The organism is Pelagihabitans pacificus, from assembly GCF_009371985.2.
In the GTDB taxonomy this organism is placed as follows: domain Bacteria; phylum Bacteroidota; class Bacteroidia; order Flavobacteriales; family Flavobacteriaceae; genus Pelagihabitans; species Pelagihabitans pacificus.
In genome coordinates, this window is sequence record NZ_VIKU02000001.1 from 382,930 (window position 1) to 402,606 (window position 19,677).

The following is a 19,677-nucleotide window of genomic DNA, read 5'->3' on the forward strand; positions in this document are numbered from 1 at the left end:
AGATGGACCACTTGAGAAGTAAATACGGCCCGGCTAAATCCCTAAGATGGAATTATTTCCAGCTTGCACGATCTTACGTACAAAATAATCAGTTCGAAAATGCGATCAAAACTTTTCGGAAAGCCTCGGAACAGCAAGGAAGTGTCCCCTTTGGCTGGGAAATCGCTTATTCCTTGGGCCAGTGCTACGAAAATCAAAAACGGCCTGTCGAGGCGGTCATGTCTTATATAAAGGGAATTATCAGTATCAAGGGAGTTCAATCTTCACAGCAAAATCTCTCTATGCTTTTGGATCAGCTAAGCCATGTCATTGAAAACGACCATGCGGGAAAACTCCCTGCCAGTAAGGACAACTTTAAGCAAAAGCGGTTTACTGGTTTGGGTAGGGACGAAGAAATGATTTTGGAGCCCCTATTGCATGTTTTTCATGGAAAGGTATTTCTTTCCAACAACGATTTGACCGCCGCGGAAAAACACTTCAATTCACTATCAAAAGATGCTCCCATCGAATTTCAAATCGAGGCTCTTCATGGATTGGGTGAAATCCACTATAAAAATAAAAATTTCCGACTTGCCAAAGAAAAACTGGAAGCCGCCATCGCTGCTGATAAAGAAAACCATTTTAAGCCAAAAATTTCCCTTCTCTATATCAGGACATTAATAGCGACGGAAGAACACCTTTTGGCAAGAAACAAATTAAAGGATTACAGGTTGAAATGGGAGACGGGAGGCGCATCCCCCACATCCGATGAAATTACTCAGATTGCCTCTTGTTATTTAATGTATAGCCTATGGAACGACGCCCTCTTCTTCGTTCAACAACTCAAAGCGAAGGATACAAGCGAATTCTCATATAGCGTTAAAATTGAAAGTTATTTGGCCCTTCACAGGTATTCGCTCGCCTTTGAAGAATTGCAGGATGCCACGGAGGCGTATCCATCAAGTCATCACCTTTTATTCCTTAAAATCCAGGCATACGTCGAAGGTCAGCTTAATATCATAGCAGGAAGTCAATTGTTTCTTGAAAATTACGCTTCGGAAGAAAGTGAAGAAAATATTCAAAAGAGACTTCAACTAATCAAAAAAAGACGGCCAGAGGATCAAAATGCCCGCTACTTCGTAGCTTTTATTTATGTACTGATGGGCAAAGAAGAAACGGTTTTTGAGCAGTATCTGGAGCAGGTTAGAAAAGAGGGAATACTTGATGACGTCGATAGTAATGCTCCTAGTACCTATCCAGAAAAGGCAATCCATGTGCTTGACGGCTATTCCCTGGAATTCAACGGAAAAAAAGAAGAAGCCGCAAACCAATTTTACGAGGCAGGTAAAAAATGCTATTGGGAAGGAAAATATGAGCATGCCGTCTTTTATATTGAGAAGGCCATTGAACTTGACCCTTCCCACAACCCGATGTACTGGCATTTGGCCGATTCCTATAAGCTGTTGAGCACGATTAACGAGCCACCTTACAACGATCCCTATTATGTAGGCCTTGCTTATCGCGTTTGGTCTAGCCAACCTCAGGGGTTTGTCATTGAAAAAAAGGAACAGTATTGGGGCTATCTTGTGGGTAGTAGGATACACGATCTGGGATTCTACTTTGAGGAAACACTATTTCTACAGAATACATGGCTATCAATACTATACGCCGAGCGCGCCATCATTTATGAAAAAAATAAAGCCACCGTATGGACCGATCTCGGAAAATGTTATAACAACATCGGTTTATATCATAATAGCTTTGAGGCATTGACGAAGGCAATGGAATATGACCCCGAGGATATAGTTAATATCGATGAATATACCAAGGTACTTTTAAATTTGTACCGCTTCCAAGAGGCTGAAAAATATATTTCACGCCTTGAGGATAAGACAAAATATCCCTACTTGGCATGGAAAGGATTCATAGCATACATAAAGGGTGATTATCACAAAGCATTACACTTCTTTAATGAATATTTGAAAGACACACCACTTGACGTGTGGTCGCATGGCATAAAAATGGAATGTTTCTGGTTGCTCCAGGATTTCGGGGAAGCCAAAAATTGTGCCGCTCAAATCTTGGAACTTTCCAAGAATAAAAATATCCAGCGCCAAGAATATACCTATGCCATGGCCGCCTTTATCACTGGAGAAACAAAAAAGGCCATAGCCATAGCCGCCGATGCCGTTACAAAGTCTGGTGATCCCTACTATTTGGATAGTCACCTTTTACTATTCTACTTATACGATAACGAACTATCCAATGCAACGGATCAATTTGAACATCACTTGCGAGTAGAGAAAAGACCGGAAGCCCTTGAATTGACCATACAAAAATTGGGGCACTTGAAACAGTTTGCGAAAGCTGGTAAGCTACCCCATGAAAAGGAATTGGCGGCAATCATCGGAAATACCGAAACCGGCTGGATCAAAAGGCTTCGCGACCAAATAAAAAGCAATGCCCTGGAAACCTACGAGTCGGTCGAGGAGCTAAAAAATATCTTGGAGCAAAATAAATACCATCCAGGCAGCGTGCAATGGCTCACCATAAAGGCTGGCTTGGCCAGACGGTCGTGGGAAAACGGGGAATATGCACATGCCTCGAAGTACTACCATGAATTGATAGGGTTCATGAAAGATTTTCCCGATGCAAAATTTGCCCTTGAGGAAATTCGGAAAGAAATAATCGAGGTAACCAAGGAAAGACTCAAAAAATCGGAATACGATACGGTTCTCATGGAACTTAAAGACGGTTTTGTAGAAGGACCGGAAGCAAGCGCACTTCTACTATTAGCGTATCTAGGGGTCAATCAACGAAAGCAGGCAAAGGCCCTTCTCATGCTGCATTTGAAGGAATCAAAGCAGCACGATAAAACGTTGGCCGACGATGGGTTTATAGCATCCCTTTTAGAGAGTATACCCAGCAATCGCTTATTTTGGAAATTAGATGATTTGATGAATGCTTGTCTCCAAGATGTCGACGATCAGGACATCACCCATCTCATCAAGAGCATTCAGGATCTACTAAACACCTATTGGATAAAGCGTCTAGGCGACGGACAAACTTCCAACTACTTCCTCGCCGTAACACCGATCGCCATCGAAATTGGGACTGACATGGTCCCGGAGGGTGAAGAATTGGAGTGGCCCGTCTTCAAAGAATTCATACCGAACCTACGGGACGACTTCCAGCAGCGATACCACGTACAAATCCCTGGGATTCGTATCAGGGAAAATGACAACAACCTTCCGGACGGTACCTACTACATTTTAATTGATGAGATTCCGATCGGTTCCGGGACGGTTCGAAAAAATGAGTTTTTTGTACCATCGGCATCGGAGGAGCTTGAGAAACTGGGACTTACTTATAATGAAATCCAATATCCGTTTGCCGGGGCATGGGTCGCTAGGAGCAACGAATCCTCGCTGAAAGAGCATAATATCATATATTGGGACGATCCCTTTAAATATATCATCGCTCATCTCGACCTAGCGCTTGCCCAAAGATTGGATTTCTTTTATGATGTGAATTACACCTATGATTATTTGAATGGTTTTGAAGCCTTTGACCCAGACGTAAGAACCCTTGCTGACGAGATAAAGAGTGATAACCAACTTTTGCTACTATTTGATCAGGTTCTCAGGGGACTATTAAAGGAGCAAGTACCCGCGAACCAGCGTGATGTAATCATCCAAAATTTTATGGATACCGATTTACATGTCGACCAGAAGCAACGTATTCAAAAAATAAGATTGAATCTAAAATCAGTTTTGCCCGGAAACCAACCCCACCTAAAACGCATCAAACTTCCAAGGTCGGTCGAACAGCAAATTCAGGATGAATTGAAAAAGGACGAGAACAAAACATTTTTGGGAATGGAGCCGGTTGTATGTCAAGAAGTGCTTACAGAAATAAGGGAGGTGATAGCCAACCAACCCTTTCGGAAGATTGTTCTAGAAGTGGAGCGGTCGGAATTGAGACCTTATGTCAGGGAACTGATAAAACTTGAGTTTGCAGACCTCATGGTGATTGCGAAAGAAGAAATATGGAACGAAACGAAATAAATTCCCAAATGCAAATGAACCGGGTTCAGTTAGATACCACACTATTTCGTACTAAAACGGAATTCAACAACTATTGGGATTCGCTGGAACTAACTGACCATGCCCAAAATGCTGGAACTGAAATCCATTCCAGCATGATGAGCCTCTTTATGGAAATTCAGCGTCTAGGAATTTCGATCACGGATAAGTCAAATAAGCCATTTGTTTCAAGATTGATCAATGAATTCTTCGATGGTAAACTGCCGAATCGGGAAATGCTAAGAGAAGCGTTGATTGCCGAATTGAGTTCGGATTACCTATCCATTTTAATCAATAAGGAATATTTCAGGGCAATTACCTCAGAAGAATGGGCTTTTGATGATGCAGGGAACTTTGGGCTCATGAGAGACGGTCTTTTTTACGAGCTCGGCCTACGATATCCCAAATTCAAGCTTCGATTTACCGATGCTTTGGAAAAAGGACTTTATAAAATACAGGTGAACGATTCGTTGACCGAGGCATTTTCCGGAATCGATGCAAACGAGTGCTTGGTAAACGATACGGTAGAACGTATAAAACTGTTGCGTATAAACGGTACTCCCACGGTGAATCCTGCAAACGGATCACAATGTGCCATAATTGCCAAGGAAGATGTTGCCATCGCAAAACAGGCCGGACTCTCCACTTGGGACCCTATGGGTTATCTAACACTTTGTTTTAGTAGTGTTCTCAGAAACTACGCTGCCTGTTTCGTAAATAATAAACTCGTTCATGACGAGCTCGACAGACTCTCCAGCGCATGGCCAAAATTGGTGGAGGTGTTGAAAAACAAATATCCCATTGCAATAATTACCAAAACCCTAAGACTTCTTCTTTCCGAAGAAGTATCGATACGAAACCTGCGTTTGATCTGCATGTCGATGTTGGATATGGACTATATCAAGACCGATCCCAAAAAATATATCATCCTGGATGACCGACTCCCTGTATTGCCTCCCGTTGCGAAAAATGTACAAATAACACCTCAATTCCTGGCCGAATATGTCCGAAGTACAATGAAAGACTACCTAACCCATAAATATTCAAGAGGTGGAAATACCTTAGTAGTATACTTATTAGACCCAGCAATTGAGGAAATGGTAGAAACGAGTATTACAGAAAACCAACGGTTATCGGTAGCCGATCAAGACAAACTGGTCAAAGCCCTAGAGTTGGAACTTGGAAACCTCTCTCCTACTGCTCAAAATCCGGTCCTTTTGACCTACACCGCCATTCGTTCCACCCTTAAGGAGCTCTTGCGGCAACGTTTTCCAAGACTGGCGGTAGTCGCCTACAACGAACTGGCTCCCACTATAAACATTCAACCGATTGCACGAATTTCTATGAAATAAATACAATTCGAAGGCCCGCTCGTATTGTTTTTTCCATGATGACCAAAGGGATAACAAATTTATTGTATTTCAATTTCTATAGCCACCGGATGCTTTAAACGAAATAACCCCTTTTTAATCCTTGATGGTATATTCAACGAATAAAGGATCAACTTTTAAGCTGCGTGCTTTCCAATTGTTCTTCTTGCGCTGCACCTTGCCCTCATCCATCCGTGCGATGCGACCTTTGGTTTTTTTGTCCAACGCTTTGTACAGATTTTTAGCCGGCATTCTCCAAGGATTTTTTTTGGTCAGATTGGGGTCCTTTTTATTGACGGGGATAAAGGCGACCAAATCTTCATGGGTCATGCGATCCAGGGCTTTTTTCGAGGTAGCGTTATGGCTACCATGATGGCCCACTTTGTAGAACACCGTATTTCTTAAGAGGGTATCCATATCCAACGGATGATCTCCCTTCCAATCAATGGCGTCCCAAGACCGCCAATTTCCTGCCTGCGCATCACCTACAAATAGCAATACCTTTTTTAACTTCACGAGTTCAAAAGCCAAAACCAGACTCGTATTATTGGTATAGGAATTTAGGTGGAGCGCAAATCGTTTGGCAATGCTGAGCCAATCAAGATCAATATTCCGCCAGGATTCTTTATTGTAATCCTTCCATTGGGCGAGCGTATCCTTCGACCAGTTTTTTTTATTCGAAAGCTTTTCCTTGAATTTATCATTGAATGGAAAATTCGGGTCGGCCCGTTGATCGCTCAGCGCATTGTTCAATTCATCGATCGAAAATAGGATCGAACTCAAATGCCGGTCATAGGACTCTCCCTTTCTGGGGTTTGTAGACCGTATATCCTTATAGTTACGGGGTGGCCCGAGCACATGGATTCGTACCAAGTCCTCTGACATATTCGGTACCTTCACAATTTGCCCCGGGCGCAAATATTGAACCGGTCGGGTACCGACCTCCTTTAAAAATTGCGTCGCTTTTCCCGTAAAGGAGTGGTCGATTTCGAAACTTCTTTCATCCACTACCTCATCCAAAGCCATCCGTATGGGGGCCAACTCCTTTCTTCTGTCCGATTTTAATCTTCCCCGAATACTTTGTAGTCGTCGAGTTACCTTATTGTGCTGCTCTCCGATATCGAGGGCCAGGGCATCGTTTTCATCATCGAGCCAAGATAGGAATACCTGTTCTACCCCGATACTTTCAAAATCTTTTCGCGCATGTTGAAAGCCCGACATATGGTCGTTATGCTGATGCGTCGCCACGATTAAATCGATGCCTTTTGGTCCCACTATTTTTCGAATATCCCTTGTTATCTCCTTGAATTTTTTGGAGGAAGCATTTGAATTCCGAAACGACCCACAATCTATTAAAACATGACTTTCACTTGTAGTATCATTAAAAGACAAAAGAAAACAATCACCCAGTTCATGTAGGCGATACATGCGAATCTTGGTGGTCAAAGCATTATTCATGGGCGTGTAGATTTTGTATGCTTAACGGCTGAAAGGCCAAGTCCGAATCCATATAGGAGGCTTGGTTCAAATAAACATTATCCATTCCTAATTGATACTCCAGTTGCGCCTTCAAGCGTCTTTGGCTTCCCAGCCTTTTTACGATGGCATAGTTCAACACTGATTTTTCGGAAAGATCAAAGACCAAGGTGCAACCACCCCTAAACTTAAGACCATCCAACTCATGTCCGTTCTTTTCCACCCGCATCGTCTGCAACAAGGTAACCACCACTTGATCGATCCGCATACCCTCCCGACTACTACGATAAACGGGTCTTACATTCAATACCTGTAATTTGAAATCCGGATTAAAGGGAATGGGTTCCCCTTCATACCGGTGCTCGTGTTTCATTGTGGGCAACAAGCCCAATTTCTCGAGGAAACCGATCCAATCAGGGTTATGCATTTCTTTCATCTGCTCTATCTTTTCCCGATGGCTGCCTAGTTGGGAATCATAGGCGCTGTAATAATCGGTAAGACTACTTGCAAAGCGATTTTCACCCTTCTTTTGTGGATCTAATCCTTTCGTAATGATCCCATGCAAGATGGCATTGATTTCCTTTGTCTTTTCATAAATGTTCTTCCGATCCTTTAAGCCCAACAATTCCCTGATTATTGGTTTCAGATTCTCAATAATGATGGATAAGGCGAGCGTATCAAATTCCGAATCGAACATTTCACTGGTGGGGTTCCATCTAAGACTATCTACCGACATCGTGTTTACACGATCTATCTGAAAACCCCACTCCCTGAATGCCTCGATCAACGCTACGCGGTACCCTCCATCATCTTCAGGGGCCATTTCGAAATCCGCAGTGATCAGCGCGCGTATATAGTCGCCAAAAGTAATATCACAGGGAGGGACAAAATCAAGTGCCTGTATGCAAATTTTCAATAAGTTCTGACTGATTTCCATCACCTCCGTCGCCAATCTTTGGACGAGATCGGGGTGCAGTCGTCTATCGGGACTTCCGTTCGGATTGGCTATTCGAAAAAGGTCGTTGGTGCGATGGTCATATAACCGAATGAAAGCATCAAAAATACATGCTACGAATATAGCACCGCGGTCATGTACCTGCGTAGCGTTGCCCAGTGCGGTTCGGTCGGGCACCCTGCGCTCCCAGCCATCTTCGGACTGAATACCAATGGCGCTTCGCAGGGCGGTGTGGCCATAGTCGATCGCTTGTCCGACCTGCGTGGCCAACTCCCCAAATATCGACTCGTTATCCAACTTGCCCTTTGCAAATGCCAATTGATGCACCACAAGATCGCGATTGTTCAATCGTTCCAATAGTGCAATCGTATCGGCGAAAGCTTCGTGAAACGCCCCTACGTCCGCATTGGTATTTTCGATAAAATGGGGATGGATACTATCAAGAATTGCATGGCACATTTCGTGGGCAATGATATCCGGCGACAAGCAGGTAAATACCGTGCCACCAGGAACATTAATGCCTTGCAATAGGTCTTTCGCTTTGAAATAACCGAACAGAATAGATTTCTTGTCCGGGGTATAGTAGGCGTTGGGCTCCAACAACGCATGGGGGTACAATTTTAAATGAGGGATGTATTCTTCGTTGTACTTCCCCGTATCGTCTTCGGATAATCTGGGACGCCATATAATTTTTCTCCCTAACGCATCCTCAAAAACCTCGATTATCCTCATTGCAATCGTGTACACAAATTGCTGATGAAACTGCGGATTTCCTTCGCTTGGGCTTAGGCCATTTTGTGAAAGTACTTCCACATGGTTGATATCTACCGGCCTGTACCAACATTGGTTTGCCGGGTCGAAATCGATGACGGCCACATAGTCTCCCTTGGGACCGGGCTCCACACCATCTTCCCAGCGTACGCGGTACACCTTTTCGTTCACGGTATAGGTCGATAGCAGCGTAGAAAAACTCGGGTCGAGAGTGTAACCTTTAAGATATCTATAGGTAGGCATGAACTATTGAATTACTTATTAATATTGGAATAGAACTAAACAGGCTGCTCGACCATTTTTACGTTTATTCGGATACACCTGTCAAGGTTTCGTAAATCCCGTATTCTTCATATTCATCGGAGTCGGTCAGCTTTCGGACTTTTATAAAACTAGGGGGAGAACCGGTATCGGAAGGGCAGAATAATCTTTAATCCTTTTGTAGGCCCCGGATTACCTTTTTAAAGATATGAAAAAATGTTTAACTGTACGCCTGAAGAACGGTAGTTTTCATCCCCTATTTCTAAGCGATTTACCCTTTCCCCTTTTGACTCCGTCAGTGGTCGTAGTCATCAATTGATGCCATCAGGTAAACTTTGAGCATGGAATATTTGGTCGCAACGCTACCCTTGAACGGTACGCTTGGGCCTGTATCGGAATTTCCTATTCCACACGATCGTAAAACAGCCCAGGGCCGTCACAAGCCCACCAAGTACCAATAAGTTTGGTGTCGGAATCAAAACGAAACCACTCCTTGGGCTCGTTAGAGCAGTTTCCTACCAGGGCATTTTTCTCGGGAAAGGTCAATATGAGGTAGTCACCGTCGCTTTTCTCCACAACTTCAAAGGCGCCTGAAGCTTGGAGGGTTACCCCATCATATTCCCTTATTTTTGTAAAGGTACCATCGGAATGCAACCGAATCGTTTCTTGGTACTCCAGGTCTTCGCCTGTGGTGGGTGGCACGTTGGCGATACTCCCGGTCATCGCCGTTAGCAACCATTTTTGAGGATACACATCGGCCTGAAGTGGAACCGGGGTTTCGACATTCGATTTATCGTTGTCGGAGCAACCAACTATCATCAAAAAAATACAAAAAAGAAATAGCGATTTCATAGGAAGGATGTTTTCGTAATATATCAAAAAGATATCATTTTGTGGAAGAGGTTGCGTAGACCCGAGGGGATATTTTGGAACAAGGAGTATCAATTTATCGCTTTTCGTGCCAACTTACACAAAAATCATTTCCTCTTGCTCTCCGCTGTAACATGAGGTTTCTCACCGGAAATTTTAATGACAATCTACGAGCCGTCGTTGGTGAATAAATCCTAATTTGACTAGTTTTGTATGTTTAAAACCCATCCCATGAACAAGCCTTTAGCCCACTTTAAAGCCCGTATTGGACAAGATGCTTCGGATTCGATTTCCCCCTTGATGCGTTGGTTGAATCCAACCCTCCTTAAAGCGGAGGAAGGGGCCTTGGAGTTTTCTTACGTCGTCAGGGAAGAAATGACCAATCCCATGGGAATTCTCCATGGCGGCACTACCGCGGCGATTATCGACGATGCGGTGGGAGCCGCAGTCTTTTCCTTGGGAAAATCCAACTGGTACAGCACGGTGAACCTAGCGGTCGATTATTTTGCATCGGCCAAGGTAGGCGATACCATCATCGCCAAGACCAGCATCATCAAAAATGGCAATATGATCATCAACACCTACTGTGAAATCTGGAATGCCGACCGCAGTCGGATGATTGCCAAGGGCCATTCGAATTTGATCAAGCTGGAGATAAGGGATTGACAAATTCAAATACAAAAATCAGCCTTACCTACGAATACAAGATTTTTCGTATCCGTTTTGCTTTGACCCTATTTTTTAGAGGCTGCCCACTACCAAACGAACAGTACCAACTGCCTACTACTTCCTCACGCCTGTTATCTCCTGTCCCCCTTGTTTTAGGGTGAGTTCGACCACGGTTCCCTGCGCGTCCCGACCGAACACCAGTTGGGCGGCAACCACCTTTAGAAAGAAAGTATCCTTCGCCTCCGGAAAAATCTCAAATTCGGGCTGACCCGTAGCTTGGGCATATAGCTTTTCATCCTTTACGGTCACCGCTATGGAAAAACCGGGTTGTAGTTCATAGGTGCCTTCATAGTCGGGTAACACCGCAGGGTCGATGGTAATCACTTCTTTTTCCGTAGCAGGTTTTTTACCGGTTTCCATGCCTTTGACCTGATCGATACGTTGCGAAAAAAGGGCAGTTCGCTGCCCATTCTCTAAGGCAAATACGTACCGGGCCAACCCGTCCTCAAAGTAAAAATCGTTTTCCGAAACCGGATAAAGCTTTAACGGGTCGCTCCCCTCCCTTTGACTGTACAGGCTACCCTCTCTCAGGGTTATGTTCCGATACACCCCTTCAAAATCATAATTACCCACCCATTTTTGAAGTTGGGCGTCCGATAAGGCCACGGCCTTCTTTGGTGATGGAAAAGGTTCGCCAATAGCATGGGCCGCCATTTTTATCGCTGTGCTCTGGGGGGAGTTCCCGTTGCGATTCGTCAAGATGATAACGTAGACGTTCTCGGAAGGTACGTATACACCTTGTGTCACATAGCCAAAAATACCGCCCCCGTGTTCGATACTTTGAACACCATTGATTTCATCGATTTGCCAGCCATAGCCGTAATGGGTCGGTTTACCATTGTTCAACTTGGTATCGGTAAAAGCCTTGGCCTTGCTTTGGGCACTGATCAAGGTGTTGTCCCGAATGGCCTGGAACCATAAAAACATATCGTCAACGGTGGACATTAACGAACCTGCCGCATAGGGTAAGGTCATGCTAAGATAATCAGCATTGCGGTAGCCCGATTCGGAGGGCATATAGCCACTGGCCCGATTCCGAATCAATTGTGTATGGCTCCCGTAATAGGAGTTGGTCATTCCTAAGGGTTGAAAGATATTGGTTTCGATAAAGTCAGCATAAGACATCCCGGAAACCACTTCAATGATATGGCCTAAAATGATATAACCGCTATTGTTGTAATGCCATGCGTCTCCCGGGTTGAAATCCATCGGTTCATTTTTGAAGTAATCGATAAGCTCAGTAGGCGTTTTGTCGTTTCGGGCAAAGGAACTTAAATCACCCATCTCCGTATAACTTTTTATCCCTGAGGTATGGTTGAGCAGATGGTGGATGGTAATTTGTTTTCCTTGCATAGGATAGTCTGGCACGTAGGTCGTAATAGGGTCTAGCAGGTCTATCTTCCCTTGTTCCATGAGCATCAAAATGGCCACCGCGGTAAATTGTTTGGTAATGGATCCCAGCTCAAAGACGTTTTCAGGCTTCATGGGTACTTTGAGTTCCATATTGGCCATCCCAAAAGCTTTCCGGTATAAAATATCATCGTTCTTGGCGACCAAAACGGTCAATCCCGGACTTTCGGGTTGATAGAGGGTTCTGGCGAGGTCGTCAAAGATTTTTTCTAAATCTTGGGCATAGAGATTTGTCGCACTTACCGTTAAAAAAGTAATGAGCGATAGTAGTGTTCGTTTTTTCATGTAGCCTTATTTGATGGATGATTGTTTATTGGTAGGACGACCATTTATTGAATTGGTTACATACTGGACCAATTTTGTCTTGTACCCTAGGTTATTCAGGGCTGCAATAAATAATTTTGGTATCTTCCATCAGTAAAACCTTTCCTGTATGAGAATAGTATTGATCGTTGCCCTGTTGACCTTTTCTAATGGACTTGCCCAGCAACTACGGGTAAGTGACAACCAGCGCTTTTTGGTCACCGTGGACGGCACACCTTTTTTTTGGATGGCCGATACAGCTTGGGAACTTTTTCACCGTTGTAATCGGGAGGAAGCCACCATGTACCTCACCAAAAGGGCTGAACAGGGTTTTAACGTGATTCAAGCGGTGGCCCTGGCGGAAATCGACGGACTCAACACCCCCAATACCTACGGAAAAACACCCCTGATGAATAACGACCCCACCACTCCCAATCCCGAATACTTTGAACATGTGGACTATATCATCCGAAAAGCGGATAGTTTGGGAATGTATATTGCGCTGCTCCCTACCTGGGGCGATAAACTTTTTAAAAATAGCTGGGGTGTAGGGCCGGAAGTATTTACCCCTGAAAACGCTGAAACCTTTGGGCGATGGATTGGGACGCGATATAAAGATTACAACAATATTATTTGGGTTATTGGGGGCGATCGCAACCCACGGGAAGGCAGTAACGATGTGGCGGTATGGAATCGAATGGCCGAGGGCATCGCCCAAGCGGCCGGAGGGTACGAAGCGACCCTCATGAGCTTCCATCCACAGCCCAAAGAGGGAGGGGGATCCTCAACCTGGTTCCACGACCAACCTTGGCTGGATTTCAACATGCACCAAACCGGTCATTGTGCCAATCAGGGTACATACCGGAAAATCACGCTCGATTACCAACGCGTTCCGACCAAACCCGTACTCGATGGCGAACCGCTCTATGAAGACCATCCAAACTGTTTCAATGCCAAAGAACTGGGCCACAGCATTCCCGGGGACATTCGCCGAATTCTATATTGGAACGTTTTTGCCGGTGCGTTCGGACAGACCTATGGATGCCACGACGTGTGGCAAATGTATACCACGGAACGGGAAGGTATCAACCAACCACTGCGTCCTTGGCCGGTGGCTTTGGACCTCCCCATGGCCCACCAGGTCAAACATTTAAAGAACTTAATGCTGTCCCGGCCCTTTCTAAGCCGTATTCCCGACCAGTCTATGATTTTGGAAGTGCAGGAAGACAACAAAGACTATGTGATTGCCACCCGTGATGCCGAAGGCAGTTATGCCTTTATCTATTTTCCAACAGGGAAAGCGGTTCATCTTGACCTTTCAAGCCTCGCGGCAGCGGAATTGAACAGCTGGTGGTACGATCCCCGAACCGGAAATACCTTCCGATCGGAGCAAATCACCCGTGCCGAAAAAGTCGAAATCGAACCCCCCACTTCGGGGAAGAATAACGATTGGGTATTGGTAATCGATGACCCTTCGAGAGACTTTCGGGTACCCGGGAAAACGAACTAAACGGCATTGGCAAATCCGTCCAAAATACCGTAACTTTCAATAATTAAAAACCCAACCACTATGAAGCGTACCTTCGTTGTACTTTTTTTACTGTTATTCGTAAGCACTGCGACCGCCCAGGAGGCTATCACCGGTTTCACCCCTGAAAACGCAAAAAAACAGCTAACACTTGAAAAGGCGTTTGAAGCAAAACTCAATACCGACAATCTGGACCAATGGATGCGGAAAATGGCTGCGGAACCCCATTGGGTAGGAACGGACTATGGCCGTGAAAATGCGGAATGGATTCAAAAACAATTCAAGTCCTGGGGCTATGATGCCAAAATCGAGACCTATCACATACTGTTTCCGTACCCAAAAGTCCGTTTACTCGAACTGACCGCACCTACTACTTACAAGGCCAAATTGACAGCCGTCCCGGTCGAGGGAGACGAATTTACCGGCCAAGGGGATGCTTTGCTGCCGAGTTACAATGCATTCTCTACGGATGGCGATGTGGAAGCGGAGCTGGTGTTCGTAAATTATGGAATTCCAAAAGACTATGAGGAATTGGACAAACTGGGCATCGACGTCAAGGGAAAAATAGTTATTGCCAAATACCAAGGTTCCTGGCGAGGCATTAAGCCGAAATTAGCGGCGGAAAAAGGAGCCATCGGATGCATCATCTATTCGGACCCACAGGATGATGGCTACGTACGGGGCGATGTATATCCCAAGGGCGCTTTTAAAAATAAGACCGGGGTTCAGCGGGGCTCGGTGATGGATATGCCCACCTATCCCGGGGATGTGCTTACACCCGGTTATGGAGCTACCAAAGACGCCAAACGTTTAGATCGAGAACAGGCACCTACGATCACCAAGATTCCGGTATTGCCGATTTCCTATGAGGATGCCCTTCCCTTGTTGGAAGCCTTGGAAGGTCCCGTCGCACCCAACAAATGGAAAGGCGGACTCCCCATTACCTATCACGTGGGGCCCGGTCCGGCAAAGGTGCATTTAAAATTGGAATTCGATTGGCAGTTGACCCCCGCCCACAATGTCATCGCTACCTTACAAGGAAGTGAATACCCCGATCAATGGGTGATGCGGGGCAATCACCACGACGCCTGGGTACACGGTGCCAATGATCCTATCAGCGGTATGGTCGCCCTCATGGAAGAAGCCCGGGCGATCGGGGAATTGGCCCGAAAAGGCAACAAACCAAAACGAACCCTCGTCTATTGTGCATGGGATGCAGAGGAGCCCGGGCTCATCGGATCCACCGAATGGGTCGAGGACCACAAGGAAGAATTGCAACGGAAAGTAGTGGCATACATCAACACCGACGGAAACGGTCGTGGATTCTTGGGAGCAGGCGGATCCCACTCGCTCCAACAGATGGTCGGTGAAGTGGCCAGCGCGGTTATCGACCCCCAGAAAGGAGTCTCCATCAAGGAACGTCGAAGTGCCGTCAATCTCGTGAACGGTGGAAAGGAAGAGTTCGAACTTTACGCTTTGGGTTCCGGTTCCGATTACACGCCCTTTATCCAGCACGCGGGAATCGCCTCCTTGAACCTCGGTTTCGGAGGGGAAAATGCAGGGGGGGAGTACCATACCATTTACGATACCTATCCTCACTATACCCGATTCAAAGATCCTGGATTCCAATATGGCGTAACATTGGCGAATACTGCCGGAAGAATAACCTTACGACTGGCGAATGCCGATGTCCTGCCCTTTGCCTTTAAACCATGGCAAGCCACCGTTTCAGGCTATTTGGATGACATTATGAAATCGTGTACCGAAATGCGGAAAGCAATAGAAAAACATAACAACATGGTCGATAAGAATGTTTTCGAATTAGCGGCCGATCCCAAAAAGCCATTTGTAAGACCCGAGAAAAAAGAGGCGGTCCCCTTTTTGGATTTCACACCATTACAAAACCAGCTTGCGGCCTTGGAAACGAGTATTCAAACCTTGAGCGAAGCCGATATTTCGAAACTATCAATGGATAAACGGGTAAAAATGAACCAAAAATTGATGCTGGCAGAACAGGCGTTGACATCGGATGCCGGCTTGCCCCGACGTTCTTGGTACAAACACCAAATCTATGCACCTGGATTTTATACCGGTTATGGCGTAAAGACCCTCCCCGGGGTACGGGAAGCTATCGAACAAAAAAATTGGAACGAAGCCCAGGAACAAATCGGGGTACTGGCAGCGACCCTGAAAAGGTTTCATGCCCATATCGATGAAATGAATAACATGCTCTAAAACAAAGGAAGATGGACTCAGATTATGCAAAAATTTTCAGTGGAAACAACTTATTGGGAAAACGAATTGCCACCCGGCTTCACGAGACGGGTATCGAGGCGGTAGTCAAAGACGAGGCGGAATCTGCCCGTCTCGCTGGGTTCGCCAGTGCCATGCTCGACCAGGTCGACATCTATGTAAATAACGATGAGGTCGCCAGGGCAAGGGAAATCGTGGATGAAGTCCGAAAAAATACCCAACAATCATAACCAGCAAACCAATAGACCCTCTATGAGAATCCGTTTGAACTCGCTTTACCTATTAGTCTTTTTTGCAGTGCTTGGTATCGTCTCGGGCTGCACTACTTCCTCCGACAAGCCCAAAGAGATTCCTTTGGCCATCCAAGAAGATTCCGTTCTGGGCCGCACCAAGGCCGAAGACGCGAGGAAGGGTATTGCGGCCAAAGTGGCCGATGGGCTCGAATTGACCCTTTGGGCCTCAGACTCATTGGCGCCAGACCCGATTGCCATGCAAATCGATGATCAGGGTAACGTATATCTTACCCGGACCAATCGCCAAAAGAATTCGGAATTCGATATCCGTGGGTACCAACATTGGATGACCCCTTCCATTTCGTTACAGACCGTCGAAGATCGCAGGAACTTTCTTCGGGAGACCTTCGCACCCGAGAAGAGCGAAGAAAACGAATGGTTCCCCGACCTCAACAACGATAGCATTCATGATTGGAAAGACCTCACCGTGGAGAAGGAAGAAGTTTGGAAATTGGAGGACACCGATGGTGATGGCTTGGCCGATGTTTCAACCCGTATTTTGGAGGATTTCAATGATGAAATTACCGATGTCGCCGGGGCCCTATTGGTCCGGAATGAAGACATATTCGTTGGTGTGGGTCCCGATATGTGGCGACTTTGGGACACGAATGACGACGGGGTATTGGATGAGAAAACTTCCATTGCGCACGGATTTGCCGTGCATATCGGTTTTGGTGCCCATGGGATGTCGGGGGCCGTCGAGGGGCCCGATGGAAAAATATACTGGGGAATCGGCGATATCGGAGCCAGTATCACCACGATCGATGGTGAAAAGCACCATTACCCCAACCAAGGTATGATTGTGCGATGCAATCCCGACGGTAGCGATTTTGAGGTCTTCGCCCGTGGATTGCGAAATACCCATGAATTTGTTTTTGATACCTATGGGAATATCATTTCTTCCGACAACGACGGCGATCATGCTGGAGAGAGCGAGCGATTGGTGCATATCGTGGAGGGTTCCGATGCCGGTTGGCGATCGAATTGGCAATATGGCAAATACACTGACCCCAAGAACAATGATTATAAGGTTTGGATGGATGAGAAATTGTACCTCCCGCGTTGGGAAGGGCAGGCGGCCTATATCATCCCCCCGATCATGAATTACTACAACGGCCCAACCGGGATGGCCTTCAATCCCGGAACCGCCCTCGGTACCGATTGGCTGAACAAATTCTTTTTGGTGGAGTTTGTGGGTGACCCCGGTCGGTCACATATTTGGTCCTTCGGATTAAAACCCAAAGGAGCTTCTTTTGAATTGGATGGAGAGACCGATGTATTAAGCGGCGTGCTACCCACCGCCATCCAGTTTGGACCTGACGGCGCTTTGTACGCGGCCGACTGGATCAATGGGTGGGGAACCAAAAACTATGGCCGCATCTGGAAGTTGGATGTGACGCCCGATAAAAATGACCTGGAAAAAGAACGGGCAGAGACACAACGCCTGATGACCTTGGACTATGAAGACCAGGATACCGACGAATTAGTAACCCTTTTGCGCTATCCCGATATGCGTATTCGAAAAAAAGCGCAGTTCGAACTGGCCACGAGAACCTTTTGGGGGTATCGTGCCTTAAAGAAGGTGCTCAAGGAGGAAACGGATCAACTGGCCCGTGTCCATGCCATATGGGGCATTGGTCAGATAGCCGCTTCCGACCCCGATGATGCGAAACCACTGCTGGAACTATTAAGCGACGAGGATCCGGAGATTATCGCGCAGGCCGCAAAAGTTTTAGGAGATGTACGCTATCGATTGGCGGGCACCCATTTGGAGCCATTGCTACAGAGTGAACATCCACGAGTACAATTCTTTGCAGCGCAAGCGTTGGGGCGCATCGGTCATGAGGAAGCCGTGGATTCCTTATTGGCACTTTTGGAATCGAACAAGGACGAAGATGTCTACATACGACATGCAGCCGTATTGGCCCTATCCCGAATTGGCAAGGTGGAACCCATCCTCGCATTGGCTGACCATCCGAACCGAAGCCTTCGATTGGGCGCTGTCCTAGTCTTGCGACGCTTGCGGCACGAGGGAGTGGCACAATTTTTAAACGACATGGACGAGTATATCGTTACGGAGGCGGCGCGAGCCATAAATGACGATTGGTCTATTGAACCCGCCTTACCCGCTCTGGCGAAACTATTGGTGAAAGAAGGACTTACCTCGGAACCCCTACTACGCCGTGCTATCAATGCGGCACTACGTGTAGGCGGAGATGAGCATCTCAACAATCTTTTGATATTTGCCAAACGTAACGATATTGACCCTAAATTAAGGGGAGAGGCCTTGGCCGCTTTGGGCGGTTGGGCAAATCCCTCCGTTTTGGACCGGGTAACCGGTCGCTATCGCGGGGAAATCAAAAGGGATTCGGCAGTCATCAAGGGAAAAATAGAGAAAGGAATTCCAAAATTCTTGGAGGATACCAATCCGGATATTCTTGTCGGCGTCTCCAAAACTTTGGCTTCCTTGGGAATCGATACGTACAATGATGAACTCGTTCGGATGATGAAAAGACATCAAAATCCCGACGTCCGCGCCGCCATGCTTGATGCTTTGGGGCGGTTAGGGTATGATGATATGGAAACCGCCCTCAATTGGGGAATGGGCGACAAAGCCCAACAAGTACGGGAAACCGCCGTGGGCTTGCTCGACAAAATGGAGATTTCAAAAGAGCGGCTCCCAGAGCTGGTTAATTCTTTTTTTAGAAACGGAACATCTCGGGAGCAACAACGCTTGCTGGGCGTTTTAGGAGAAATGCCTTTGGAAAAAAGTGAAGCGGTCTTGGGCAACCTCATCCAAAAAGCACAACGGAACCAGCTTTCCCCCGACGTTACCTTAGACCTCATGGAGGCGGTTGAAGCGTCCGAATCCAACAAACTAATTGCTCAAATGGAAGTATTAAAAGGAAAGGGACATTCGGTTGATTCCTATAGAGAGACCCTCTATGGTGGTAGTTGGTGGCCAGGATATTCCGTATTCACGAGCAATCCTACGGCACAATGCGTCCGTTGCCACGCAGTAGGCGGTGCAGGGGGTCAGGTAGGTCCACCCTTGGATAATATCGGAAATATCTTGAGCAGGGAGCAAATCCTGGAATCCTTGATCGAACCAAGCGCACGTTTGGCTCCTGGCTATGGCAATGTAACGCTTACCTTGAAGGATGGTCAAGAGGTGACGGGTATCCTTGAAGAAGAGAACCAAGAAGCACTTTTAATTCGGACCTCGGATGCCGAACCGATGGAAATTGCCCTCTCCCGTATCCATAAAAGAACGAACGCCCCCTCATCGATGCCAGCTATGGGACGTCTCATCAGCAAACGTGAACTTCGGAATCTGATCCATTACCTGGCGAGTTTAAAGAAAGAACCCTCCTCTTAAAGGTATGGGGAGCTA

Annotated in this window: 11 protein-coding genes; 7 read left to right on the top strand and 4 right to left on the bottom strand. The window is 46.3% G+C overall.

Annotated features, from left to right (window positions below; genetic code table 11):
• Positions 1–2 precede the first annotated feature (2 nt).
• Together FK220_RS01725 and FK220_RS01730 are read left to right on the top strand one after the other, a co-directional pair.
• The gene (locus FK220_RS01725) at positions 3–4,046 is read left to right on the top strand and encodes an FHIPEP family type III secretion protein (protein ID WP_152572553.1); all 4,044 of its coding nucleotides are present in this window, start codon (positions 3–5) and stop codon (positions 4,044–4,046) included.
• On the top strand, positions 4,028–5,416 hold the full coding sequence (locus tag FK220_RS01730) for an FHIPEP family type III secretion protein (RefSeq protein ID WP_152572554.1): 1,389 nt from the start codon (positions 4,028–4,030) through the stop codon (positions 5,414–5,416). Before FK220_RS01725 ends, FK220_RS01730 begins: the two co-directional genes overlap by 19 nt.
• Positions 5,417–5,530: 114 nt before the next feature.
• On the opposite strand, the gene FK220_RS01735 is transcribed toward FK220_RS01730, so the two are convergent.
• The 3 genes from FK220_RS01735 to FK220_RS01745 form a co-directional block, all read right to left on the bottom strand.
• Positions 5,531–6,892, bottom strand: a complete 1,362-nt coding sequence (locus tag FK220_RS01735; RefSeq protein WP_152572555.1) for an MBL fold metallo-hydrolase — start codon at positions 6,890–6,892, stop codon at positions 5,531–5,533.
• Positions 6,885–8,879 carry a gluzincin family metallopeptidase gene (locus FK220_RS01740; RefSeq protein WP_152572556.1) on the bottom strand — a complete coding sequence of 665 codons (1,995 nt, stop codon included), beginning with the start codon at positions 8,877–8,879 and terminating at the stop codon, positions 6,885–6,887. The genes FK220_RS01735 and FK220_RS01740 overlap by 8 nt, the downstream gene beginning before the upstream one ends.
• A gap of 420 nt (positions 8,880–9,299) precedes the next feature.
• On the bottom strand, positions 9,300–9,749 hold the full coding sequence (locus tag FK220_RS01745) for a hypothetical protein (protein WP_152572557.1): 450 nt from the start codon (positions 9,747–9,749) through the stop codon (positions 9,300–9,302).
• A 249-nt stretch (positions 9,750–9,998) separates the two neighbouring features.
• On the opposite strand from FK220_RS01745, the gene FK220_RS01750 reads away from it, so the two are divergent.
• Positions 9,999–10,433 (top strand): PaaI family thioesterase, encoded by a 435-nt coding sequence (locus tag FK220_RS01750; protein ID WP_152572558.1) that lies wholly within the window; start codon positions 9,999–10,001, stop codon positions 10,431–10,433.
• A 117-nt stretch (positions 10,434–10,550) separates the two neighbouring features.
• Here FK220_RS01750 and FK220_RS01755 read toward each other — a convergent pair whose 3' ends face one another.
• On the bottom strand, positions 10,551–12,191 hold the full coding sequence (locus FK220_RS01755) for a serine hydrolase (RefSeq protein ID WP_152572559.1): 1,641 nt from the start codon (positions 12,189–12,191) through the stop codon (positions 10,551–10,553).
• A 148-nt stretch (positions 12,192–12,339) separates the two neighbouring features.
• Between FK220_RS01755 and FK220_RS01760 the strand changes: the two genes are divergently transcribed.
• The 4 genes from FK220_RS01760 to FK220_RS01775 are packed head-to-tail and all read left to right on the top strand — an operon-like array spanning position 12,340 to position 19,662.
• Complete coding sequence (locus tag FK220_RS01760; RefSeq protein WP_152572560.1) at positions 12,340–13,719, top strand: glycoside hydrolase family 140 protein; 1,380 nt, start codon at positions 12,340–12,342, stop codon at positions 13,717–13,719.
• 60 nt (positions 13,720–13,779) lie between these two features.
• On the top strand, positions 13,780–15,972 hold the full coding sequence (locus tag FK220_RS01765) for a M28 family metallopeptidase (protein WP_152572561.1): 2,193 nt from the start codon (positions 13,780–13,782) through the stop codon (positions 15,970–15,972).
• Between the two features lie 11 nt (positions 15,973–15,983).
• Positions 15,984–16,220 carry a putative signal transducing protein gene (locus tag FK220_RS01770; protein ID WP_152572562.1) on the top strand — a complete coding sequence of 79 codons (237 nt, stop codon included), beginning with the start codon at positions 15,984–15,986 and terminating at the stop codon, positions 16,218–16,220.
• A gap of 22 nt (positions 16,221–16,242) precedes the next feature.
• On the top strand, positions 16,243–19,662 hold the full coding sequence (locus FK220_RS01775) for a HEAT repeat domain-containing protein (RefSeq protein WP_152572563.1): 3,420 nt from the start codon (positions 16,243–16,245) through the stop codon (positions 19,660–19,662).
• Positions 19,663–19,677: the final 15 nt, after the last annotated feature.